General features: G+C 70.9%; 21 protein-coding genes, 5 tRNA genes and 1 pseudogene. 5 read left to right on the forward strand and 22 right to left on the reverse strand.

The window, feature by feature from the left end; translation table 11 throughout:
* Positions 1-7: 7 nt before the first annotated feature.
* The 4 genes from coaD to OHA89_RS12000 are packed head-to-tail and all read right to left on the reverse strand — an operon-like array spanning position 8 to position 5,011.
* Positions 8-487: a pantetheine-phosphate adenylyltransferase gene (coaD, locus tag OHA89_RS11985; RefSeq protein ID WP_215150770.1), complete on the reverse strand. Its 480-nt coding sequence runs from the start codon at positions 485-487 to the stop codon at positions 8-10.
* Between the two features lie 14 nt (positions 488-501).
* The gene (rsmD, locus tag OHA89_RS11990; RefSeq protein WP_266614755.1) at positions 502-1,080 is read right to left on the reverse strand and encodes a 16S rRNA (guanine(966)-N(2))-methyltransferase RsmD; all 579 of its coding nucleotides are present in this window, start codon (positions 1,078-1,080) and stop codon (positions 502-504) included.
* A gap of 44 nt (positions 1,081-1,124) precedes the next feature.
* Entirely contained in the window at positions 1,125-3,317 is a 2,193-nt protein-coding gene (gene recG, locus OHA89_RS11995) for an ATP-dependent DNA helicase RecG (protein WP_406366134.1), read from the reverse strand.
* Between the two features lie 26 nt (positions 3,318-3,343).
* Positions 3,344-5,011: a DAK2 domain-containing protein gene (locus OHA89_RS12000; RefSeq protein ID WP_257554004.1), complete on the reverse strand. Its 1,668-nt coding sequence runs from the start codon at positions 5,009-5,011 to the stop codon at positions 3,344-3,346.
* Positions 5,012-5,254: 243 nt separating this feature from the next.
* On the opposite strand from OHA89_RS12000, the gene rpmB reads away from it, so the two are divergent.
* Positions 5,255-5,440 carry a 50S ribosomal protein L28 gene (gene rpmB / locus OHA89_RS12005; RefSeq protein ID WP_073911113.1) on the forward strand — a complete coding sequence of 62 codons (186 nt, stop codon included), beginning with the start codon at positions 5,255-5,257 and terminating at the stop codon, positions 5,438-5,440.
* Between the two features lie 118 nt (positions 5,441-5,558).
* Here the strand turns inward: rpmB and thiD are convergent, their stop codons facing one another.
* Together thiD and OHA89_RS12015 are read right to left on the reverse strand one after the other, a co-directional pair.
* On the reverse strand, positions 5,559-6,359 hold the full coding sequence (gene thiD, locus OHA89_RS12010) for a bifunctional hydroxymethylpyrimidine kinase/phosphomethylpyrimidine kinase (RefSeq protein WP_266614758.1): 801 nt from the start codon (positions 6,357-6,359) through the stop codon (positions 5,559-5,561).
* Positions 6,356-7,339: a thiamine-phosphate kinase gene (locus OHA89_RS12015; RefSeq protein WP_215149793.1), complete on the reverse strand. Its 984-nt coding sequence runs from the start codon at positions 7,337-7,339 to the stop codon at positions 6,356-6,358. The genes thiD and OHA89_RS12015 overlap by 4 nt, the downstream gene beginning before the upstream one ends.
* Before the next feature lie 245 nt (positions 7,340-7,584).
* On the opposite strand from OHA89_RS12015, the gene OHA89_RS12020 reads away from it, so the two are divergent.
* Together OHA89_RS12020 and OHA89_RS12025 are read left to right on the forward strand one after the other, a co-directional pair.
* Positions 7,585-7,818, forward strand: coding sequence for an Lrp/AsnC family transcriptional regulator (locus OHA89_RS12020; RefSeq protein WP_030028650.1), 234 nt, complete (start codon positions 7,585-7,587; stop codon positions 7,816-7,818).
* Between the two features lie 23 nt (positions 7,819-7,841).
* On the forward strand, positions 7,842-8,342 hold the full coding sequence (locus tag OHA89_RS12025) for a DUF3515 domain-containing protein (RefSeq protein WP_215149794.1): 501 nt from the start codon (positions 7,842-7,844) through the stop codon (positions 8,340-8,342).
* Between the two features lie 81 nt (positions 8,343-8,423).
* On the opposite strand, the gene OHA89_RS12030 is transcribed toward OHA89_RS12025, so the two are convergent.
* From OHA89_RS12030 to OHA89_RS12040, 3 genes are read right to left on the reverse strand one after another with little or no spacing between them, the layout of a single operon-like run.
* Positions 8,424-9,581, reverse strand: coding sequence for a D-alanine--D-alanine ligase family protein (locus OHA89_RS12030; RefSeq protein WP_215149795.1), 1,158 nt, complete (start codon positions 9,579-9,581; stop codon positions 8,424-8,426).
* A gap of 39 nt (positions 9,582-9,620) precedes the next feature.
* Positions 9,621-10,631: an NAD(P)H-dependent glycerol-3-phosphate dehydrogenase gene (locus tag OHA89_RS12035; RefSeq protein ID WP_215149796.1), complete on the reverse strand. Its 1,011-nt coding sequence runs from the start codon at positions 10,629-10,631 to the stop codon at positions 9,621-9,623.
* On the reverse strand, positions 10,628-11,380 hold the full coding sequence (locus tag OHA89_RS12040; protein WP_215149797.1) for a 1-acyl-sn-glycerol-3-phosphate acyltransferase: 753 nt from the start codon (positions 11,378-11,380) through the stop codon (positions 10,628-10,630). Before OHA89_RS12040 ends, OHA89_RS12035 begins: the two co-directional genes overlap by 4 nt.
* A gap of 190 nt (positions 11,381-11,570) precedes the next feature.
* Between OHA89_RS12040 and cofC the strand changes: the two are divergent.
* A pseudogene (cofC, locus tag OHA89_RS12045) lies at positions 11,571-12,227 on the forward strand (2-phospho-L-lactate guanylyltransferase); the annotation flags it as partial.
* 264 nt (positions 12,228-12,491) lie between these two features.
* Here cofC and OHA89_RS12050 read toward each other — a convergent pair.
* From OHA89_RS12050 to leuC, 4 genes are all read right to left on the reverse strand, one after another.
* The gene (locus OHA89_RS12050; RefSeq protein WP_215149798.1) at positions 12,492-13,169 is read right to left on the reverse strand and encodes an HU family DNA-binding protein; all 678 of its coding nucleotides are present in this window, start codon (positions 13,167-13,169) and stop codon (positions 12,492-12,494) included.
* 145 nt (positions 13,170-13,314) lie between these two features.
* On the reverse strand, positions 13,315-13,542 hold the full coding sequence (locus OHA89_RS12055; protein WP_030009267.1) for a hypothetical protein: 228 nt from the start codon (positions 13,540-13,542) through the stop codon (positions 13,315-13,317).
* Positions 13,543-13,679: 137 nt separating this feature from the next.
* Positions 13,680-14,273 carry a 3-isopropylmalate dehydratase small subunit gene (gene leuD, locus OHA89_RS12060; protein WP_215149799.1) on the reverse strand — a complete coding sequence of 198 codons (594 nt, stop codon included), beginning with the start codon at positions 14,271-14,273 and terminating at the stop codon, positions 13,680-13,682.
* Between the two features lie 6 nt (positions 14,274-14,279).
* Positions 14,280-15,704 (reverse strand): 3-isopropylmalate dehydratase large subunit, encoded by a 1,425-nt coding sequence (gene leuC, locus OHA89_RS12065; RefSeq protein WP_257554007.1) that lies wholly within the window; start codon positions 15,702-15,704, stop codon positions 14,280-14,282.
* Between the two features lie 119 nt (positions 15,705-15,823).
* Between leuC and ndgR the strand changes: the two genes are divergently transcribed.
* Positions 15,824-16,540, forward strand: coding sequence for an IclR family transcriptional regulator NdgR (gene ndgR, locus OHA89_RS12070; protein ID WP_150517662.1), 717 nt, complete (start codon positions 15,824-15,826; stop codon positions 16,538-16,540).
* 162 nt (positions 16,541-16,702) lie between these two features.
* Here ndgR and OHA89_RS12075 read toward each other — a convergent pair.
* From OHA89_RS12075 to OHA89_RS12115, 9 genes are all read right to left on the reverse strand, one after another.
* A tRNA-Glu gene (locus OHA89_RS12075) sits at positions 16,703-16,775 on the reverse strand.
* Positions 16,776-16,798: 23 nt separating this feature from the next.
* Positions 16,799-16,870 (reverse strand) — tRNA-Gln (locus OHA89_RS12080).
* 23 nt (positions 16,871-16,893) lie between these two features.
* Positions 16,894-16,966, reverse strand: a tRNA-Glu gene (locus OHA89_RS12085).
* 61 nt (positions 16,967-17,027) lie between these two features.
* Positions 17,028-17,100: transfer RNA gene (locus OHA89_RS12090), tRNA-Glu, on the reverse strand.
* Between the two features lie 27 nt (positions 17,101-17,127).
* A tRNA-Gln gene (locus OHA89_RS12095) sits at positions 17,128-17,199 on the reverse strand.
* 86 nt (positions 17,200-17,285) lie between these two features.
* Positions 17,286-18,014 (reverse strand): HAD family hydrolase, encoded by a 729-nt coding sequence (locus tag OHA89_RS12100; RefSeq protein ID WP_266614764.1) that lies wholly within the window; start codon positions 18,012-18,014, stop codon positions 17,286-17,288.
* 205 nt (positions 18,015-18,219) lie between these two features.
* Positions 18,220-19,695, reverse strand: a complete 1,476-nt coding sequence (gene gltX / locus OHA89_RS12105) for a glutamate--tRNA ligase (protein WP_215149802.1) — start codon at positions 19,693-19,695, stop codon at positions 18,220-18,222.
* Positions 19,688-20,476, reverse strand: a complete 789-nt coding sequence (locus tag OHA89_RS12110) for a fumarylacetoacetate hydrolase family protein (RefSeq protein ID WP_266614766.1) — start codon at positions 20,474-20,476, stop codon at positions 19,688-19,690. Before OHA89_RS12110 ends, gltX begins: the two co-directional genes overlap by 8 nt.
* A gap of 95 nt (positions 20,477-20,571) precedes the next feature.
* Entirely contained in the window at positions 20,572-20,760 is a 189-nt protein-coding gene (locus tag OHA89_RS12115) for a hypothetical protein (protein WP_215149804.1), read from the reverse strand.
* Positions 20,761-20,791: the final 31 nt, after the last annotated feature.

Here is a 20,791-nt window from a genome sequence, read left to right on the forward strand (position 1 = left end):
CAGCGACTCAGCGCTCGCGCAGGCGCTCCATCAGCGCCGCGTGCACGTGCGCCGGAAGCAGGTGGGCGACGTCGCCGCCCCACGCCGCGACCTCCTTGACCAGGGAGGAGGACAGGAAGCTGTAGGTGGGGTTCGTCGGGACGAACAGCGTCTCGACGCCCGACAGGCCCATGTTCATCTGGGCCATCTGGAGCTCGTAGTCGAAGTCGCTGACGGCGCGCAGGCCCTTGACGATGGCCGGGATGTCCCGCTGCTTGCAGAAGTCGACGAGCAGCCCGTGGAAGGACTCGACCTGGATGTTGCCGTAGTCGGCCGTCGCCTCGCGGATCAGCTCGATCCGCTCCTCGACGGTGAACAGGCCCTGCTTCGACTGGTTGATCATCACGGCGACGTGCACGACGTCGTACAGCCTGGAGGCACGTCCGATGATGTCGAGGTGTCCGTTGGTGATGGGGTCGAAGGATCCCGGACAGACGGCGCGGCGCAACTGAACTCCCTCGTTCATGAGTCTTCGCTGGTGAAGGCGGCGCGACCGTACCAAAGGGTGCCCTCGCCGTACTTCCGCGACCGGAGCGGCTCGAAGCCCTCGGGCCACGGGAAGGCGCCGCTCCTGGTGCTGCGTTCCACGGTGACGAGCGCATCGTCCGTGAGCCAGCCATTGGACCGGAGTGTGAGCAGGATCTCCCGAAGATCGTCGTTGCCGACGGCGTACGGGGGGTCCAGGAAGACGATGTCGTACGGGTCCCCGCCGGCCCTCCCCGCGATGACCTGCTCGGCCTTGCCCGACCGGAATTCGGCGCCGGGCAGGCCCACGGCCTTGATGTTGTCCCGGATGGACTTGGCGGCCTTGGGGTCGGTCTCGACCAGCAGGGCGTGGTCCGCGCCGCGGGAGAGGGCCTCCAGGCCGACGGCTCCGGAACCTGCGTAGAGGTCCAGCACCCGGGCCGCTTCGACGCCGTGCAGCGACTCCCACGTGGAGAAGAGGCCTTCGCGCATCCGGTCGGAGGTCGGCCGGGTGCCGGTGCCGGGGGGCACGGCCAGCCGTCGCCCGCCGGCGCTGCCGGCGATCACGCGGGTCATCGATAGGGTCCTTCGGTCTTCGGGAGTAGCGGGCCCCCCTATTGTCAGCCCTTCTCCAGGTACTGCTCCCGCTCGGTGTCCAGCAAGGCGTCCAGCGCGGTCCGCAGCCCCGGCAGCCGCTCCAGCTCCGGGTCCTCCGCGACCACGCGGGTGGCCTCCTCCCGGGCCTGGGCGATGACCTCCTCGTCCTCGATGACGGCCAGCATCCGCAGCGAGGAGCGCACGCCCGACTGCGCCTGGCCCAGTACGTCGCCCTCGCGGCGCTGCTCCAGGTCGATGCGGGAGAGCTCGAAGCCGTCGAGGGTGGCGGCGACGGCGGCCAGCCGGGCCCGGGCGGGGCTCGCCTCGTGCATCTCGCTGACCAGCAGGCACAGGCCGGGTGCGGAGCCGCGGCCGACGCGGCCGCGCAGCTGGTGGAGCTGGGAGACGCCGAACCGGTCCGCGTCCATGATCACCATGGCGGTGGAGTTCGGCACGTTCACCCCGACCTCGATGACGGTCGTGGCGACCAGCACCTTGACCTCGCCCGCGGCGAAGCGGCGCATCACGTCGTCCTTGTCGGCCGGGTCCATCCGCCCGTGCAGCACCTCAACGCTCAGTCCGGCCAGCGGGCCGCGCGTGAGCTGTTCGGCGATGTCCAGGACGGCGAGCGGCGGCCGCTTCTCGGCCTCGTCCTCGGCGGCGGCCTTCTTCTTCGGCTCCTCCTCGTCGCCGATCCGGGGGCAGACCACATACGCCTGGTGGCCCTTCTCCACCTCCTCGCGGACCCGCTCCCAGGCCCGGGTGAGGAAGTGCGGCTTGTCCTTGGCGGGCACCACATGGGTCGCGATCGGCGAGCGCCCGGCGGGCAGCTGGTCGAGGACGGAGGTCTCCAGGTCGCCGAAGACCGTCATGGCGACGGTGCGCGGGATCGGGGTCGCGGTCATCACCAGCAGGTGCGGGGGCTGCTTCCCCTTCGACCGGAGCGCGTCGCGCTGCTCCACGCCGAAGCGGTGCTGTTCGTCGACGACCACCAGGCCGAGGTCGTGGAACTGCACCTTGTCCTCGATCAGCGCGTGCGTGCCGATCACGATCCCGGCCTCGCCGGTGACCAGATCGAGCAGGGCCCGGCGCCGTGCCGGCACGCCCATGGACCCGGTGAGCAGGACCACCTTGGTGCCCTGGTCGGATCCGCCGAGCATGCCCCCCTCGGCCAGTTCGCCCATCATCTCGGTGATGGACCGGTGGTGCTGCTGTGCGAGGACCTCGGTGGGCGCGAGCATCGCGGCCTGCCCGCCGGAGTCCACGACGGCGAGCATGGCCCGCAGCGCCACCATCGTCTTGCCGCTTCCGACCTCGCCCTGGAGGAGGCGGTGCATGGGGTGGCTGGTGCCCAGGTCGTCGAAGATCTCCTTCGAGACGCCCTGCTGGCCTTCGGTGAGCGTGAAGGGGAGTTTGGCGTCGAAGGAGTCGAGCAGCCCGCCCTGGGCGGGGCGGCGGGGCACGGCCGGGAGCTGGGAGTCGGCGTGCCGGCGGCGGGCCAGGGCGACCTGGAGGACGAAGGCCTCGTCCCACTTCAGGCGCTGGCGGGCGTCGTCGATGTCGGCCTTGGTGGCCGGCCGGTGGATCTTCAGCAGGGCCTCGGTGAGGGGGACCAGACCGCGGCCCTCGCGCAGGGCGGCGGGAAGCGGGTCCACGGCCTCCTGGGCGCTGGGCAGCACCGCGTCCACGCACTTGGCGATCTTCCAGGACTCCAGTTTCGCGCAGGCCGGGTAGATCGGGATGAGCTGGCTGGCGAAGGCGGTGGCCGCGTCCCGGTCGGAGGCGTCCCCGCCGAGCGGCTCGTAGGCGGGGTGCGCCAGCTGGAGCTTGTGGTTGAACTTCGAGACCTTGCCCGCGAACATCGCGCGGGTGCCGGGCAGCAGGTCCTTGTGCGGCTTGTGCACGCCCGCGCCGAAGAAGACCAGCTGGAGCCGGCCGCTGCCGTCGGTGATGGTGACTTCGAGGCGTTTGCCGCGGCCCCCGTTGAAGCTCAGGATCCGGGCGTCGGCGACCTGCGCGACGACGGTCACGTGCTCGTCGATCTGGTCGGCGAGCTCGGCCAGCGAGGTCAGCTCACCGCGCTCGGCATACCGCCGGGGGTAGTGGTGGAGCAGGTCCAGGGCCGTGTGCAGGCCGAGCTGCTCGGCCAGCACCTTGGCGGTGGCGGGACCGAGCGTCTTCTTGAGGTCTTCGTCGAGCGCGGGCACGTGTTCCATTGCACACCATGCCGCTGACAAGCCGGCTATTCCACCCCGATGAGGAGCGGCGCCGAGTACCGCCCGCCGCGGTAGGTGACGGTGTCCACGGCCAGGTGCCCGTGCTGGACGTACGCCTCCAGGTGCTCGGCGAGGGTGTCCGGCACCTCGGGTCCCAGTACGAGCGTGACGAGTTCGCCGCCGGAGCCCAGCATCCGCTCCAGGACGGCCTCGGCGGTCTCGGTCAGGCCCGGGCCGATGACGGCGACGTCGCCGTCGATGAGGCCGAGCACGTCCCCGGCCTGGCAGATCCCGGCCGAGGTGAAGGACTGCCGTTCGGCGACGGCGAGTTCCGCGTACCGGGTGGCGCCGGCCGCCGCGGTCATGGCTACCACGTCCTCGTCGAAGCTGCCCTCCGGGTCGTGCACGGCGAGGGCGGCCAGGCCCTGGACCGCCGACCGGGTGGGGATCACCGCCACGCGCACGCCGTCGGCCCGGGCCCGCTCGGCCGCCGCGGCCGCGGTCGCGCGCAGCTCGGCGCCGCCCGGCAGCAGGACCACCTCGCGGGCGTGCGCACGGCGGATGGCGTCGACCAGGTCGCCGACGGCCGGGACCTCTCCGGGGCGCACGAGCACCGCGGTCGCGCCCGCTTCCCCGCACAGCCCGGCCAGCCCTTCGCCCGGGACGACGGCGACCACGGCCCGCTGGGCGCGCTCGCCCCGGGCCCGGCGCCGCTCGTCGCCGAAGTGCGTGATGCGTATCCGGTACGGCCGGCCGGCGACGACGCCGGCCTCCACGGCCGCGCCCGGGTCGTCGACGTGCACGTGGACGTTCCACAGCCCTTCGCCGCCGACCACGACCAGGGAGTCGCCGAGCCCGTCGAGCTGTTCGCGCAGCTCCCCGACCGCCGCCTCGGAGGCCTCGAGCAGGTAGACCACCTCGTAGGCCGGCCCGTCCTCCTGCGCGCAGGGCTCCGGGGTCTGCGGTACGGACACGGCCCGGCCGCGCACCGGCTCGGGGGCCGGCTCCTGCCCGGAGAGCGCCTGCCACAGGGCCCCGAGTACGGCGACCAGCCCGCAGCCCCCGGCGTCGACCACCCCGGCCCGGCCCAGCGCGGCCAGCTGCCCCGGGGTCTCGGCCAGGGCGGCGCGGGCCCCGTCGTAGGCGGCGCGGGCCACGTCGGCGGCGCTTCCCGCCGCGCTCCCGGCCGCCTCGCCGGCGCGGGCGGCCGCCGCGGCGACGGTGAGCATGGTGCCCTCCACGGGGTGCGCGACGGCCCCGTACGCCTCCTCCGCGGCCCGGGTCAGCGCCTGGGCCAGCAGCCGGCCGGGCCCCCGCTCGCCGGGCTCGTCGCCGAGTACGTCGGCCACTCCGCGCAGGAGCTGCGCCAGGATGGTCCCGGAGTTGCCCCGGGCCCCGACGAGAGCCCCGTACGCGTAGGCCCGTACGGCCTGGGCCAGGGAGGTCCGTGTGGCGTCGGTCATGCCCGGGGCGCCCGGAGCGGCCTTCCCGAAGGCCTCGTCGAGGGCGCGGTCGGCCGATTCGGCGGTGAGGTAGAGGTTGGTGCCGGTGTCCGCGTCGGCCACCGGATAGACGTTGATCGCGTCGATGTCCTCGCGGGCCCGGCCCAGTGCGGCCAGGGCCAGCGAGCTCCAGGTGCGCACCGCTTCGGCGTCGAGCTCGTCGGGGCGCTGCGGCTGCGGCTCGTGCGGCACCGGGCGTTCCTCCTTGTGCGGGCCAGGGTTCACCGCAGGGTAACCAAGGACTGCCCGGACGTCCGGACCCCGGGGCGGGGGCAGCGGCGGTCATGGTAGTTTTCTTGGACGGACGCAGTCGTTGTATGCTGCTCCGGTTGCCCGATGAGAGTCGGGCCATTCCCCCCGGCAAACCACTTCAGATCCCTGATACCGGTGCGCCGGGATTCACTGTAAGTGCATCTGAAGTCTTTGGAGTGACCTGTGGCTGCCAACTGCGACGTTTGCGCCAAGGGGCCGAGCTTCGGCAACAGCATTTCCCACTCGCACCGCCGCACCTCGCGTCGCTGGAACCCGAACATCCAGCGTGTCCGTGCCGTGGTCAATGGGACGCCGAAGCGCCTCAACGCCTGCACCTCGTGCATCAAGGCCGGCAAGGTCTCGCGCTGACGCCTCCCGTCGTAGCGCAGCCCTTTCCGGTTGCCAAGAAGACCGGTTCACCTCTGGTGAACCGGTCTTTTGTCTTTCCCGGACCGTGTCCCGGACCGTTTCCCGGACCGGGTGGGGCTCAGCGCCACTGCCAGGCGTGATCCACCGGGCCGATGCCGCCGCCCAGCGGGAAACCGGTGGCGATGGCGCCCGTGACGTACTCCTTGGCGGCCGTGACCGCCTCCGGGACGGTCAGGCCCTTGGCCAGGCCCGCCGCGACCGCACTGGCGAGGGTGCAGCCCGTGCCGTGGGTGTGCCGGTTGTCGTGCCGCGGGGCCCGCAGCCACCGCTCCTCGGTCCCGTCGGTCAGCAGGTCCACGGCCTCGTCCCCGTGCGCCGCCAGGTGCCCGCCCTTGATCAGCGCCCACCGCGGCCCGTACCCGAGGATCGCGTCGGCGGCCCGCCGCATGTCGTCCTCGCTCTCCACCAGCACGCCCGTGAGCTGCGCCACCTCGTCCAGGTTGGGCGTGGCCACGGTGGCCCGCGGGAGCAGCTCCTTGCGCACGGCGTCCAGCGCCGAGGCGGCGAGCAGCGAGTCGCCGTGTTTGGAGACGCCCACGGGGTCCACGACGGACGGGGCGGGGGTGTCGGCCAACAGGGCGGCCACCGTCTCCACGAGCACGGCGGAGGAGAGCATGCCGGTCTTCACGGCCTGTACGCCGATGTCGTCCACGACGGCCCGGTACTGGGTCGTCACGGCCTCGGCGGGCAGCTCCCAGACTCCCCGTACCCCGAGCGAGTTCTGCGCGGTCACCGCGGTCACCACGCTCATGCCGTGCACGCCGAGCGCCAGCATGGTCTTGAGGTCGGCCTGGATGCCTGCGCCGCCGCCGGAGTCGGATCCGGCGACGGTCAGGCACAGCGGCGGGGCGGTGCTCACGTGGCGCTGTCCTCGGTGGCCGGATCGGCCCCGAAGTGGTCCCAGCCGCCCGTGCTGGTCCAGGGCGCGCCGTCCACGGTGACCTGGGGCAGCGCGGAGCGGTTGAGCACCTCGCCGATGACCTTCCAGCGGGCCGGGAGCTTCACGTCGGGCGGGAAGGTGGCCACGATCGCGTGGTCCTCTCCCCCGGTGAGCACCCACTGCAGCGGGTCCACGCCGACGGCCTGGCCGATGTCGTGCATCTGGGTCGGGATGTCGACGGCCCCCGAGCGCAGGTCGATCCGTACCTTGCTGGCCTCGGCGATGTGCCCGAGGTCGGCAATCAGGCCGTCGCTGACGTCGGTCATGGCGGTGGCGCCGAGCCCGGCGGCCGCGGGGCCCGCGTGGTAGGGCGGCTCGGGGCGCCGGTGCGCCTCGACGAAGGCCCGCGGGGAGCGGAAGCCGCGCGAGAGGACCGCGAAGCCGGCGGCGGACCAGCCGAGCCAGCCCGTGACGGCCACGACATCGCCGGGCTGGGCGCCGGAGCGCAGCACGGGCTCGTGGTTGCGCAGGTCGCCGAGGGCGGTGATGGCGACGGTGATGGTGTCGCCGCGCACGACGTCCCCGCCGACCACGGCCGCGCCGGCGACCTGGCACTCGTCGCGGATGCCGTCCATCAGCTCGGTGGGCCAGGTGACCGGCAGCTCGGCCGGGACGACGAGGCCGAGGAGCAGTGCGGTCGGCACCGCGCCCATGGCGGCGATGTCGGCGAGGTTCTGCGCGGCGGCCTTGCGGCCGACGTCGTAGGCGGTGGACCAGTCGCGCCGGAAGTGCCTGCCTTCCAGCAGGATGTCGGTGCTCGCCACGACCCGCCGGTCGGGTGCCGACACCACCGCGGCGTCGTCGCCCGGTCCGAGCCGGACCGCCGGGGTGGTGGTGAGCCGTGAGGTGAGCTCACGAATGAGCCCGAACTCCCCCAGTTCGCCCACAGTGCCCTTCATCGCTGTGCCCCTTCTTGCCCAGTCCGCTTGCGGTCGCGAGCCGTCACAGCTCTGGGTACCGTCAACAGATACGTCAACTTCAGCTCTCCGTACGCCCCGCTGTGCGTGGCGCCGGGCTCGCGGGTCTCCCCGCGGCGCGCGGCAACGCGGTACCGTGGCGTCCCTTCTTCCCCCGGCCCCTTCGATCGTGTGGGGCCCACCTGAAGGTTAGGGGAAATGATCCTCGTGGCCGCCCTGGAGGTTCCGTGGTACAGGCGTACATCCTTATCCAGACCGAAGTGGGCAAGGCGTCGTTCGTCGCCGAGTCCATCGGCCAGATCCCGGGGGTGATCCAGGCCGAGGACGTGACGGGTCCGTACGACGTGATCGTGCGCGCCCAGGCCGACACCGTGGACGAGCTCGGCCGCATGGTCGTGGCCAAGGTCCAGCAGGTGGAGGGGATCACCCGCACCTTGACCTGCCCGGTGGTCCATCTGTAGCCCCCGTCTACTCTTGGCCGGTGATGTCCCTCCACCGCCGGCCCCGCCGTGTCCGATTCCTGCCGGCCGTGTCGGCCGTACTGGCCCTCGCGGCATGTTCTCCGGGCGGTTCCCAGGCCCGGGTGGATCCGCCTCCCACGCCGCCCGCCGACGTCGCGGGGCTCTGTGCAGCACTGCACGAGGAGCTCCCGGAGACGGTGGCCGGCCTGGGGCGGACCCCGACCGAACCGGAGTCCGGTCTGACGGCCGCGTGGGGCGGCTCGGCGATCGTACTGCGGTGCGGTATCCCCAAGCCCCCCACGATGGCCGATCCGAAGCAGGAGGGCGTCCACGTGAACGGGGTGGCCTGGCTGCTGGAGCAGCTCCCCGACAGCGCCGGAGGCGGTTTCCGGTTCACCACCGGGTTGCGGCTGGCGTACACGGAGGTCCGGGTCGACAAGGAGCACGCCACGGACGCGGGGATGCTGGTCGGGCTGTCCGCCGCCGTCTCCGCGACCGTGCCGGAGGGCATCTCGTCCTACTGAGCTCCTGCCGAGCACACCGCCGCCCGCCGAACCGTGCCTGTGAGGGCGGGTCGGCGGGCGGTCTGCTGTACGGCCCGGCGGCTAGCGCAGCCCGGTGGAGCGGCGCAGTGCGGCCTGGATCAGGAGGTCGACCAGTTCCTGGTACTCGATGCCCGACTCCTGCCACATCCGCGGGTACATGGAGATCGGCGTGAAGCCCGGCATCGTGTTGATCTCGTTGATGACGAAGGTGCCGTCCTCGGTGAGGAAGAAGTCGGCGCGCACCAGGCCCTCGCAGGAGGCGGCCTCGAAGGCCTCGATCGCGAGCCGCTGCACCTCGGCGGTCTGCTCCGGGGTGAGCGGGGCGGGCACGATCCCGGAGGCCGAGTCGATGTACTTCGCCTCGAAGTCGTAGAAGTCGTGGCTGGAGACCGGCGGGATCTCGGCGGGCGCGCTCGCGCGCGGGCCGTCCTCGAACTCCAGGACCCCGCACTCGATCTCGCGGCCGCGCAGCAGCGCCTCCACGATGATCTTCGGGTCGTGGCGCTGGGCCTCGCGGACCGCCTCGTCCAGGCCGGAGGCGTCGTCGACCTTGGTGATGCCGATGGAGGAGCCGGCCCGGGCGGGCTTGATGAACAGCGGCCAGCCGTGCTCGGCGGCGAAGTCCAGGATGCGGCCGCGGGCGGCGTCGGGATCGGCGGTCCACTCACGGGGGCGGATGGTCACGTACGGGCCGACGCGCAGCCCGAAGGAGGTGAACACCCGCTTCATGTAGTCCTTGTCCTGGCCGACGGCCGAGGCGAGGACGCCGGAGCCGACGTACGGGACCCCGGACAGCTCCAGGAGGCCCTGGAGGGTGCCGTCCTCGCCGTACGGGCCGTGCAGGACGGGGAAGACGACGTCGACCTCGCCCAGGGCCTTGGGGACGGCGCCGGGCTCGGTGTAGACGACCTCGCGGCTGGCGGGGTCGACCGAGAGCACGACGGCGCCGTCCTCGGAGTCGGCGAGCTCCGCGACGCTCGGGAGTTTGCGGTCGGCGATGGCCATCCGCGACGGCTCGTCGGCGGTCAGTGCCCACCGGCCGTCCGTGGTGATGCCGATGGGCAGCACCTCGTACTTGGAGCGGTCGATGGAGCGCAGCACCGCGCCCGCCGTGACGACCGAGATGGCGTGTTCCGAGCTGCGGCCGCCGAACACGACGGCCACGCGGGGCTTGCGGCCCTGCTGCTCAGGGGTCTGGGGGAGGTTCTCGCTGCTCATATCGCCACGAGGGTACCCGCTCAGACGTCCGGAAAGGAGTCAGCGGCGTTCCGGTTTGGCGCTGCGTCCCATCAGTTCCTTGAGCGCGACCAGGGTCGGCTTGCCGTGGTGGACGATGTCGACGACCGTCTCGGTGATCGGCATGTCGACGCCGTGCCGGTGGGCCAGATCGGCCACGGACTGGCAGGACTTGACGCCCTCGGCGGTCTGCTTGGTGACCGCGATGGTCTCCTCCAGGGTCATCCCGCGGCCGAGGTTGGTGCCGAAGGTGTGGTTTCGGGAGAGCGGCGAGGAGCAGGTGGCGACGAGGTCGCCGAGTCCGGCGAGGCCGGAGAAGGTGAGCGGGTCGGCGCCCATCGCCAGGCCCAGGCGGGTCGTTTCGGCGAGGCCGCGGGTGATGAGCGAGCCCTTGGTGTTGTCGCCCAGGCCCATGCCGTCCGCGATGCCGACGGCGAGGCCGATGACGTTCTTGACGGCGCCGCCGAGCTCGCAGCCGACGACGTCGGTGTTGGTGTAGGGGCGGAAGTACGGGGTGTGGCAGGCGGCCTGGAGGCGCTGGGCCACCGCCTCGTCCACGCAGGCCACGACGGAGGCGGCGGGCTGGCGGGCGGCGATCTCGCGGGCCAGGTTGGGGCCGGTGACCACGGCGACGCGCTCGGCCGGGACCTTGCCCACTTCTTCGATGACCTCGCTCATCCGCTTGGCGGTGCCGAGTTCGATGCCCTTCATCAGGGAGACGAGCACGGTGTCGGGGGCGAGCAGCGGGGCCCATGCGGCGAGGTTGCCGCGCAGCGTCTGGGACGGGACGGCGAGGACGGTGAAGTCGGCGCCGCGCGCGGCCTCGGCCGGGTCGGTGGTGGCGCGGAGGTTCTCGGGGAGTTCGATCCCCGGCAGGTAGTCCGGGTTGGTCCGGCCGGTGTTGATGGCGTCGGCCAGCTCCCGGCGGCGGCCCCAGAGGGTCACCTCGCAGCCGGCGTCGGCGAGCACCATGCCGAAGGCCGTGCCCCAGGAGCCGGTTCCGTACACGGCTGCCTTCACGGGACGTGTCACTTCTTGCCCTCCCCCGCGGCCTTGCGCCGCTGTTCCGCCCTGGCCTTGCGATGGTCGTACGGCTGCTCGGGCGCGGTCTCGCCGCGCACTTCCTCCAGCAGCGCGGTGATGGCCGCCATGATGACCTCGGTGGCCTCCTTGAGCACTTCCGGGGTGGGTTCCCGGTCGTAGAAGGCGGAAAGGTCGACGGGCGGTCCGGCGAGCACCTGGAGGGTCTTGCGCGGGAAGAGCCGGACCTTGTCCTGCTGGGCGTAGGGCGGCATCGCGAGGTTCGCGCCCCACTGGGCCACCGGAATGACGGGGGCCTTGGTGATCAGCGCGACACGGGCGGCGCCGGTCTTGCCGGCCATCGGCCACATGTCGGGATCGCGGGTGAGCGTGCCTTCCGGGTAAAAGGCCACGCATTCGCCGCGCTCGATCGCGTCCACCGCGGCCCGGAATGCGTCCAGGGCGTTGGTGCTCTCGCGGTAGACCGGGATCTGCCCTGATCCGCGCAGGATCGCGCCGACAATGGGGACCTTGAAGAGGCCCGCCTTGGCCAGCAATCGGGGTACGCGGCCGGTGTTGTACTGGAAGTGCGCGTAGGAGAGCGGGTCCAGATACGAGTTGTGATTGACGGCGGTGATAAAGCCGCCATCGACCGGAATGTGCTCCATTCCCCGCCAGTCCCGCTTGAAGAGCACTACCAGCGGCGGTTTTGCGATGACCGCCGCCAGGCGGTACCAGAAGCCGATTCTGCGGCGGGACACTCGGACACCTTCCTCTAGGACCGGTGCGCGGCGTGGGCACCTCGTCGGCCGGACAAGTGTCGCCCCAGGCCCGGTCTCTGTCGAGAACACCGTACGCCCCGCTCACGCGGCCGGAGCCCCGGGCTGCCCGGGCGGAGGTGACAATGGGCCGACACATAACCCGGCCATGACCTGACCATGGGCTGTACATGTGCCGGAGCGCACCGGAGGGAAGGGGTCGGTCACGAACGCCGTCTGGAGCCTGGTGGTCCCGTTGAAGCCTCTGTCGACGGCCAAGAGCCGGCTCGCGGCCGCGGTGGGCGCGTCCCGCCCGGGGCTCGCGCTCGCCTTCGCCCAGGACACCGTGGCGGGGGCGCTGGCCTGCCCGGCGGTCGCGGATGTGGTGGTGGTCACGGACGACTCGGTGGCCTCCGCGGAACTGGCCCGGCTGGGGGCGCGGATCGTCGCGGACGGCCCGGGGGCCGGGCTCAACGCGGCGCTGGCCCACGGGGCGCGGGCGATACGGGCGGACCGGCCGGGGGCGGCGGTGGCCGCGATGAACGCCGATCTGCCGGCCCTGCGGCCGCCCGAATTGCTACGCGTGCTCGAAACCGCATCGGCATTTCCCCGGGCATTTCTGGCGGATGCGGCCGGAATCGGGACGACCTTGCTTTCCGCTGCTCCGGACGTGGAATTGGCACCCGCGTTCGGCGGCCGCTCGCGGGCCCGTCATTCGGCTTCGGGGGCGGTGGAAATCGCACTGTCGGGCGTGGACAGCGTGCGCCGGGACGTGGATACGGCGGCGGATCTGAGGACGGCTCTCGCCCTCGGTGTGGGGCCTCATACGGCCCGATACAGTGCCGGTATGCAGGCGACCGCGTACACGTACGACTCCCAGACCCGCAGCGGCAGTGTGCTGCTGGACGACGGCACCCCGGTGCCCTTCGAGGCCCCGGCCTTCGACGCGGGCGGCCTGCGGCTGCTGCGGCCCGGGCAGCGGGTCCGGATCGAGACGGACGGCGAGGGCGCGGCCCTGCGGATCACCCTGGTCACGCTGCAGACCTTCTGAGACGCACCGCGGGCCGGTTTCCCCGCGGAGGGGAAACCGGCCCGGCGTGTGTGACTCGTGCCCCTACTTCTTGCGGGCGGTGGTCTTCTTCGCGGTGGCCTTGCGCGTCGCCGTCTTCTTGGCGGGCGCCTTCGTCGCTGCGGTGGCCTTCTTGGCGGCCGGAGCGGTCTTCTTCGCGGTGGCGGTGGTCTTCTTCGCCGCCGGCGTGGCCTTCTTGGCGGCCGTGGCCTTCTTCGCCGTGGCCGTCGCCTTCTTGGCGGTAGCCGTGCTCTTCACCGCCGCCTTCTTGGCGGTGGCGGTGGTCTTCTTGGCCGTGACCTTCTTTGCGACCGCGGTCTTTGCCGCCGCCTTCTTGGCGGTGGTGGCCCTCTTCGCGGCGGCCTTCTTGACCGTCGCGGACGCACCACCGGTGAGGCTGCCCTTGGGCGCCTTCTTCACCGAGACCTCGCCGCCCTTGGGCAGCTTCTTGGTGCCGGCGACCAGGTCCTTGAACCCCTGGCCCGCACGGAAGCGGGGCACCGAGGTCTTCTTGACCCGGACGCGCTCTCCGGTCTGCGGGTTGCGGGCGTAACGGGCCGGACGGTCGACCTTCTCGAACGAGCCGAAGCCCGTGACCGAGACCCGGTCGCCCGCGACGGTAGCGCGGACGATCGCGTCCAGTACCGCGTCGACAGCGTCCGCGGCCTGCTGACGGCCGCCCAGCTTGTCGGCAATCGCTTCTACGAGCTGCGCCTTGTTCAACGTCTTCCCCTTCGGAGACTTCGCCAGAACGAATGTGTTCAAGCTTATTTCGCACGTTAGGCGGATATATACCGCAAATCAAACACGAAACGGGCTAATCACCCTAGTGCCGCAACGCTGGAGGCCGTTACGGAGTTCCTTCGCATCAGTCGCCTTCAGGGAATCGACCCTCGTCAAGGTCCTTCATCAACCTGTCCAGGCGCCTTGCCGCATCGGCGAGATCGTGCTTCGCCGCGGCCGTGACGACCAACAGCTTCCGGGACAGCGCCATCCTTACGCCCTCCGGGACTTGCAGTGAGCGCACCCGTGTGTGTGCTTCTTTCAGCCGGTCCGCGACGAGTTCGTAGAGCTCAAGTTGACTGTCGCGTTCCATGCACAGATTGTGCCATCTGGGGCGAGTTGTCGCCTCACGGGGCCTCAACACACAGCTGTGCCCCCCACCGGACGGTGGGGGGCACAGTGTCGTGGACGTGATCACCCGAAGGTGAATAAGCGCTGATCAGGCTGGAATCAGACCTGAACCGTGCGCGGCTTGAAGGCCGGACGGGCACTTTCGTACGTGGCGATGTCCGCTTCGTTCTGAAGGGTGAGGGAGATGTCGTCCAGGCCCTCCAGCAGCCTCCAGCGGGCGTTGTCGTCGAGTTCGAACTCCGCCACGACGCCCTCCGCTCGCACCTGGCGGTCGACCAGGTCGACGGTGATCTCCGCGGTGGGGTCGGCCTCGGTCAGCTTCCACAGCCGCTCGACGGTCTCCTGCGGCAGAACGACGGTCAGCAGGCCGTTCTTCAGCGAGTTCCCGCGGAAGATGTCGGCGAAGCGGGAGGAGATGACCGTCTTGAAGCCGAAGTTCTGCAGGGCCCATACGGCGTGCTCGCGCGAGGAACCGGTACCGAAGTCGGGGCCGGCCACCAGCACGGTCGCCCCGGCGCGCTCCGGGCGGTTGGTGATGAACTCCGGGTCCTTGCGCCAGGCCTCGAAGAGCCCGTCCTCGAACCCGTCACGGGTGATCTTCTTCAGCCAGTGGGCGGGGATGATCTGGTCGGTGTCGACGTTGCTGCGGCGCAGCGGGACGGCCCGGCCGGTGTGGGTGGTGAAGGCTTCCATGGGTTCTCAGACTCCGGCGGTCGCGGGGGCGTCGGACAGGTCGGCGGGAGAGGCCAAGTGGCCCAGTACCGCGGTGGCCGCGGCCACCTGCGGGGAGACCAGGTGGGTGCGCCCGCCCTTACCCTGCCGGCCTTCGAAGTTGCGGTTGGAGGTGGACGCGGAACGCTCACCGGGGGCCAGTTGGTCGGGGTTCATGCCCAGACACATCGAACAGCCCGCGTGCCGCCATTCGGCGCCGGCCTCCTTGAAGAGCTTGTCCAGGCCCTCTTCCACGGCCTGCAGGGCGACCCGGACCGAGCCGGGGACGACCAGCATCCTTACGCCGTCGGCGACTTTGCGGCCCTCGATGATCCCGGCGACGGCGCGCAGGTCCTCGATGCGGCCGTTGGTGCAGGAACCTACGAAGACGGTGTCGACCTTGATGTCGCGCAGCGGCTGCCCGGCGGTCAACCCCATGTACTCCAGGGCCTTTTCGGCGGCGTGGCGCTCCGAAGCGTCCTCGTACGAAGCCGGGTCGGGGACGTTGGCCGACAGCGGCGCGCCCTGGCCCGGGTTGGTGCCCCAGGTGACGAACGGGGCCAGCTTCGTGCCGTCGATGACGACCTCGGCGTCGAATACCGCGTCGTCGTCGGTGCGCAGCGTCTTCCAGTAGGCGACCGCCGCGTCCCAGTCCTCGCCCACGGGGGCGTGGTCGCGGCCCTCCAGGTAGTCGAAGGTGGTCTGGTCGGGGGCGATCATGCCCGCGCGGGCGCCGGCCTCGATCGACATGTTGCAGATGGTCATGCGGGCTTCCATCGACAGCTGCTCGATGGCCTCGCCGCGGTATTCCAGGATGTACCCCTGGCCGCCGCCGGTGCCGATCTTGGCGATGATCGCCAGGATCAGGTCCTTGGCGGTGACACCGTCGGCCAGCGCGCCGGTGACGGTGATCGCCATCGTCTTCGGCCGGGCCAGCGGCAGTGTCTGGGTGGCCAGCACGTGCTCGACCTGGCTGGTGCCGATGCCGAAGGCCAGCGCGCCGAAGGCGCCGTGCGTGGAGGTGTGCGAGTCGCCGCAGACCACCGTGGTGCCGGGCTGGGTCAGGCCCAGCTGCGGTCCCACGACGTGGACGACGCCCTGCTCGACGTCACCCAGCGAGTGCAGGCGGACACCGAACTCGGAGCAGTTCTTGCGCAGCGTCTCCAGCTGGGCCCGGGAGACCGGGTCCGCGATCGGCTTGTCGATGTCGAGGGTGGGGGTGTTGTGGTCCTCGGTCGCGATGGTGAGGTCGAGGCGTCGGACCTTGCGGCCGGCCTGGCGCAGGCCTTCGAAGGCCTGGGGGCTGGTCACCTCGTGCAGCAGGTGCAGATCGATGAAGAGGAGGTCGGGCTCGCCTTCGGCGCGCCGGACGACATGGTCGTCCCAGACCTTCTCCGCGAGTGTCCTACCCATCGCTTTCCCTCCGGCTCACCGTCCCGGACCCAGTGGTTCGTGGACCCGTACATACAGACTCGCTGGTTCTTGGAAAAATTGAACTTGCGTTTCACAGTGTGAGACGTGAATATCGTTTCATGGACAACTCTAGCGGCGTCGGCGTTCTCGACAAGGCAGCTCTGGTACTGAGCGCACTGGAGTCCGGTCCGGCCACCCTCGCCGGGCTGGTCGCGGCGACAGGGCTCGCACGACCCACGGCACATCGCCTTGCCGTGGCACTGGAACACCACCGGATGGTGGCGAGGGACATGCAGGGCCGGTTCATTCTCGGTCCGCGGCTGGCGGAGCTCGCCGCCGCGGCCGGCGAGGACCGCCTGCTGGCCACGGCGGGACCGGTACTGACCCACCTCCGCGACGTGACGGGCGAGAGCGCGCAGCTCTACCGCCGTCAGGGAGACATGCGCATCTGCGTGGCGGCCGCCGAGCGGCTGTCGGGCCTGCGGGACACCGTCCCGGTGGGTTCGACCCTCCCGATGAAGGCGGGCTCCGCCGCGCAGATCCTGATGGCCTGGGAGGAGCCCGAGCGGCTCCACCGCGGCCTGCAGGGCGCGCGCTTCACGGCGACGGCGCTCTCGGGCGTACGCCGCCGCGGCTGGGCGCAGTCGATCGGCGAGCGGGAGCCCGGCGTGGCCTCCGTGTCGGCGCCGGTGCGCGGGCCGTCGAACCGCGTGGTGGCCTCGGTGTCGGTCTCCGGGCCGATCGAGCGCCTGACCCGCCACCCGGGCCGGATGCACGCCCAGGCCGTCATCGACGCGGCCGCCCGCCTCACGGAGGCCCTGCGCCGCACTGGCTGACCTTTCACCCTGCTTCATCCACCACCCCCGGGCCCGGGGGCGCGTACGACGCCGCACACGTCCGAACACGCGCCGCCGGGCCCGTACTTGTATCCGGGTCGACCGGGTCGGGACAAAGCGAAGAGGCCCTCCGCGATGATCGCGGAGGGCCTCTTCGATGCGTACCCCCGACCGGATTCGAACCGGCGCTACCGCCTTGAGAGGGCGGCGTGCTAGGCCGCTACACAACGGGGGCTAGCTGGTGCTGCTGTTACTGCGCTGGGCTACCAGGACTCGAACCTAGAATAAGGGAACCAGAAACCCTCGTGTTGCCAATTACACTATAGCCCAAAGTGGTCTAGACCAGACCAACGTACCCCCGACCGGATTCGAACCGGCGCTACCGCCTTGAGAGGGCGGCGTGCTAGGCCGCTACACAACGGGGGCCCTAGCGATCCTGCTTCGAGACGTCCGGGTGCGACCCAGGAGATCTCGCGGGAAGGATCTGTACCCCCGACCGGATTCGAACCGGCGCTACCGCCTTGAGAGGGCGGCGTGCTAGGCCGCTACACAACGGGGGCAAAGCACTGCGTTACTGCTGCACTGCGCTGGGGTACCAGGACTCGAACCTAGAATAAGGGAACCAGAAACCCTCGTGTTGCCAATTACACTATACCCCACCAAAAGTCAACCCCCTGCGGGGCCTTTTCTTTGGGTGGCGCCTCCGTCCGGCCTTTCGGCCCGCTCCGGCGGCGCAGAAAGAACATTACCGGATGCCTGACCGTGCTCCAAAACGGGTATCCCCAGCCAGCAGCTCCGGGAGCTGGCCAAGGCCGGCGATGCGGTGCACGCCGTCGGGCCCGTCCCCGCGGCCCCCGTCGCGGTCCAGCCAGATGGCGAGCAGCCCGGCGTCGCGCGCCCCGCGCGCGTCGATCTCCGGCTGGTCCCCGACGTACGCCACCTCCCCCGGCGGCAGCCCCAGCGCCTCGCACGCGGCGAGGAACGCGCCGGCCTCGGGCTTGCTGATGCCGAGCTCCACGGCGCAGACCAGCACCTCGAAGCGGTCGCGCAGCCCGAGGTCGCGCAGCTTGGGGTCCTGGTTGGCGGTGGAGGAGTTGGAGAGCACCCCGTGCCGGTAGTCCTCGGCGAGGGCGTCCAGCGCGGGCACCACGTCGGGGAAGACGGTCCAGGCGTCCTTGTAGTGCTCGATGTACCGCTCCAGCCAGGCGTCGGCCGCCTCCGCGCTCATGCCGGGCTCCCCGAGGAACTCCCGTACCCGCTCCCGGCGCTGCCCCTGGAAGGTGCCCTCGCCGGCCGCGAAGCGCGCCCAGTGCCGGTCGGTGATCTCCCGCCACAGCGCGAGCGCCTGCGCGGGGGTCCCGTACCGCCCGGCGATCCGCTCCTCCTCGAGCTTCCGCGAGAGCCCGGCGGCGTCGGCCCCCGTGTAGTCGAAGAGGGTGTCGTCGATGTCCCACAGGATCGCTCGGATGGCCATACCCCCAAGTATGCGAAGCCCCCGCGACCGTGTCCCGAGGACACGGAAACCGGCACCCGCAGGCCGTCGAGGTCCGGTGACCGCCGAGGAAACCGCGACGGCGCAAGCCGATGTGGCGTGCAAGGCGAACACCGATCTGCAGACTTCAGGCCCGGACCCCTGGCATCCGCCTAGGGGTCCGGGCCTGGTCTTCGTTCCGGAGCGGCTAGCCGGCGAGCTTGGCCAGGGTCGCGTCGATCCGGGACAGCGAGCGCTCCTTGCCCAGGATCTCCAGGGACTCGAAGAGCGGCAGGCCGACCGTGCGGCCGGTGACCGCCACGCGGACCGGGGCCTGGGCCTTGCCGAGCTTGAGGCCGTGGGCCTCGCCCGCGGTCAGGACGGCCTGCTTGAGGGACTCGGGGTCGCTCCAGTCGGCCGTTTCCAGGTTGGCGCGGGCGGTGGTCAGGAGAGCCGCCGGCTCGCCCTTCATCGCCTTGTCCCACGAGGCCTGGTCCTCGACCGGCTCCTTGCGGAACAGGAAGTCGACGTTGGCGGTGATGTCCGACAGGACGGTCACCCGGGTCTGGGCGTACGGCGCGATGCGCTCCCAGGCCTCGGCGTCGAAGTCCTCGGGCTCCCAGTTGGCGTGCGGGGCCCCCAGCCACGGGGCGCAGGCGTCCGCGAAGGCCTTCGGGTCCAGCAGGCGGATGTGGTCGGCGTTGATCGCCTCGGCCTTCTTCAGGTCGAAGCGCGCCGGGTTGGCGTTCACGTCCGGGATGTCGAACTTCGCCACCATCTCCTCGATGGTGAAGATGTCCTGGTCCTTGGAGAACGACCAGCCGAGGAGCGAGAGGTAGTTCAGCAGGCCCTCGGGGAGGAAGCCGCGCTCGCGGTACAGGTTGAGCGAGGCCTCGGGGTCGCGCTTGGAGAGCTTCTTGTTGCCCTCGCCCATGACGTACGGCAGGTGGCCGAACTCGGGGGTCCCGTTGGCGACGCCCAGCTCGATGAGCGCCTTGTAGAGCGCGATCTGGCGGGGGGTCGAGGACAGGAGGTCCTCGCCGCGCAGCACGTGCGTGATCTCCATCAGCGCGTCGTCCACCGGGTTGACCAGCGTGTACAGCGGGGCGCCGTTGGCCCGGACGATGCCGAAGTCCGGCACGTTCTCGGGGGTGAAGGACAGCTCGCCGCGGACCAGGTCCGTGAAGGTGATGGTCTCGTCGGGCATCCGGAAGCGGACGATCGAGCTGCGGTGCTCGCCCTGGTACGCCTCGACCTGCACGGTGGTGAGCTCGCGGCAGTGGCCGTCGTAGCCGGAGGGCTTGCCGGCGGCGCGGGCGGCCGCGCGGCGCGCGTCGAGCTCCTCGGTGGTGCAGTAGCAGTGGTACGCGTACCCGCCGTCCAGGAGCTTCTGCGCGACGTCCTTGTAGATGTCCATGCGCTCGGACTGGCGGTACGGGGCGTGCGGGCCGCCGACCTCGGGACCCTCGTCCCAGGTGAAGCCGAGCCAGCGCAGCGAGTCGAGCAGCTGGCCGTAGGACTCCTCGGAGTCGCGGGCCGCGTCGGTGTCCTCGATGCGGAAGACGAACGTACCGCCGTGGTGGCGGGCGAACGCCCAGTTGAAGAGGGCCGTGCGGACCAGGCCCACGTGGGGGTTGCCGGTCGGGGACGGACAGAAACGGACGCGGGGGGTCGCGTTAGCCACGCTTGATCACCTTGTTGGTGAGAGTGCCGATGCCTTCGATGGTGACGGCGACCTCGTCGCCGACGTTGAGGGGGCCGACTCCGGCCGGGGTCCCCGTGAGGATGACGTCGCCCGGGAGCAGCGTCATGGCCTCGGTGATGTGGACGATCAGGTCCTCGATGGAGCGGACCATGTCGCTGGTGCGGCCGAGCTGGCGCTGTTCGCCGTTGACCGTGCACTGGATGGTGAGGTCGCTCGGGTCCAGGTCGGTCTCGATCCAGGGACCGAGGGGGCAGGAGCTGTCGAAGCCCTTGGCCCGGGCCCACTGCTTCTCGCGCTGCTGGACGTCGCGCGCGGTGACGTCGTTGGCGCAGGTGTAGCCCAGGATGACGTCCTTGACCCGCTCCTTGGGGACCTCTCGGCACATGCGGCCGATGACCACGGCGAGCTCCGCCTCGTGGTGGAGGTCCTGGGAGAAGGAGGGGTACGCGATCGGGTCACCCGGGCCGACCACCGAGGTGGAGGGCTTGAAGAAGGTGATGGGGGTTTCCGGGACCGCGTTGCCGAGCTCCGCCGCGTGCTCCGCGTAGTTGCGGCCGATGGCCACGACCTTGTTCGGGAGCACGGGCGGCAGCAGGCGCACCTTGCTCAGCGGGACCTTCGTGCCGGAGAGCTCGAAGTCCGCGAACGGGATGCCCTTGATGATGTCGAGGACGAGCTCCCCTTCGGCGCCGGGGGCGACATCGCCCTCGACCACGCCGAAGGCGACATTGCCGTCGATCGAGAACCTGGCGATGCGCACGTGTTGCGTCTGCCCCTCTATATGTCCGCTGGCTGGAGTCTGCGGACCCAGGCTAACGCGGCCGGCACGGGCGCTTCGCCCTCTTTTGCCGGGGGCTACTGCGCGGCGGCGGCCACGGGCGCGTCCATCAGGATCGTGCGCCGGGGGTTGGCGGTCTGCGTCGGCAGCTCGACGGAGTGCTCCGGGGTGGCCGGGGCCGCCTGCAGGTCCTCGGCGTCCTTGAGGTGCGCGAGGGTGGTGCGGCGGGGGTTGGCTATGTTGCGGAACATCGTCGTCGTCTTCATCGGGGTTCGGGGTCCTCGGTTCGATCTTTGG

It is taken from the genome of Streptomyces sp. NBC_01546 (assembly GCF_045208355.1).
Lineage (GTDB): Bacteria > Actinomycetota > Actinomycetes > Streptomycetales > Streptomycetaceae > Streptomyces.

Excerpts from the sequence above, each read along its gene's own strand:
- rsmD (WP_266614755.1), bottom strand. The coding sequence starts at position 1,080 with ATGACCCGCGTGATCGCCGGCAGCGCCGGCGGGCGACGGCTGGCCGTG.
- OHA89_RS12115 (WP_215149804.1), bottom strand. The coding sequence starts at position 20,760 with ATGAAGACGACGACGATGTTCCGCAACATAGCCAACCCCCGCCGCACC.
- leuC (WP_257554007.1), bottom strand. The coding sequence starts at position 15,704 with ATGGGTAGGACACTCGCGGAGAAGGTCTGGGACGACCATGTCGTCCGG.
- leuD (WP_215149799.1), bottom strand. The coding sequence starts at position 14,273 with ATGGAAGCCTTCACCACCCACACCGGCCGGGCCGTCCCGCTGCGCCGC.
- ndgR (WP_150517662.1), top strand. The coding sequence starts at position 15,824 with ATGGACAACTCTAGCGGCGTCGGCGTTCTCGACAAGGCAGCTCTGGTA.
- OHA89_RS12015 (WP_215149793.1), bottom strand. The coding sequence starts at position 7,339 with ATGAAGGGCACTGTGGGCGAACTGGGGGAGTTCGGGCTCATTCGTGAG.
- OHA89_RS12100 (WP_266614764.1), bottom strand. The coding sequence starts at position 18,014 with ATGGCCATCCGAGCGATCCTGTGGGACATCGACGACACCCTCTTCGAC.
- recG (WP_406366134.1), bottom strand. The coding sequence starts at position 3,317 with ATGGAACACGTGCCCGCGCTCGACGAAGACCTCAAGAAGACGCTCGGT.
- OHA89_RS12025 (WP_215149794.1), top strand. The coding sequence starts at position 7,842 with ATGTCCCTCCACCGCCGGCCCCGCCGTGTCCGATTCCTGCCGGCCGTG.
- OHA89_RS12055 (WP_030009267.1), bottom strand. The coding sequence starts at position 13,542 with ATGGAACGCGACAGTCAACTTGAGCTCTACGAACTCGTCGCGGACCGG.
- OHA89_RS12030 (WP_215149795.1), bottom strand. The coding sequence starts at position 9,581 with ATGAGCAGCGAGAACCTCCCCCAGACCCCTGAGCAGCAGGGCCGCAAG.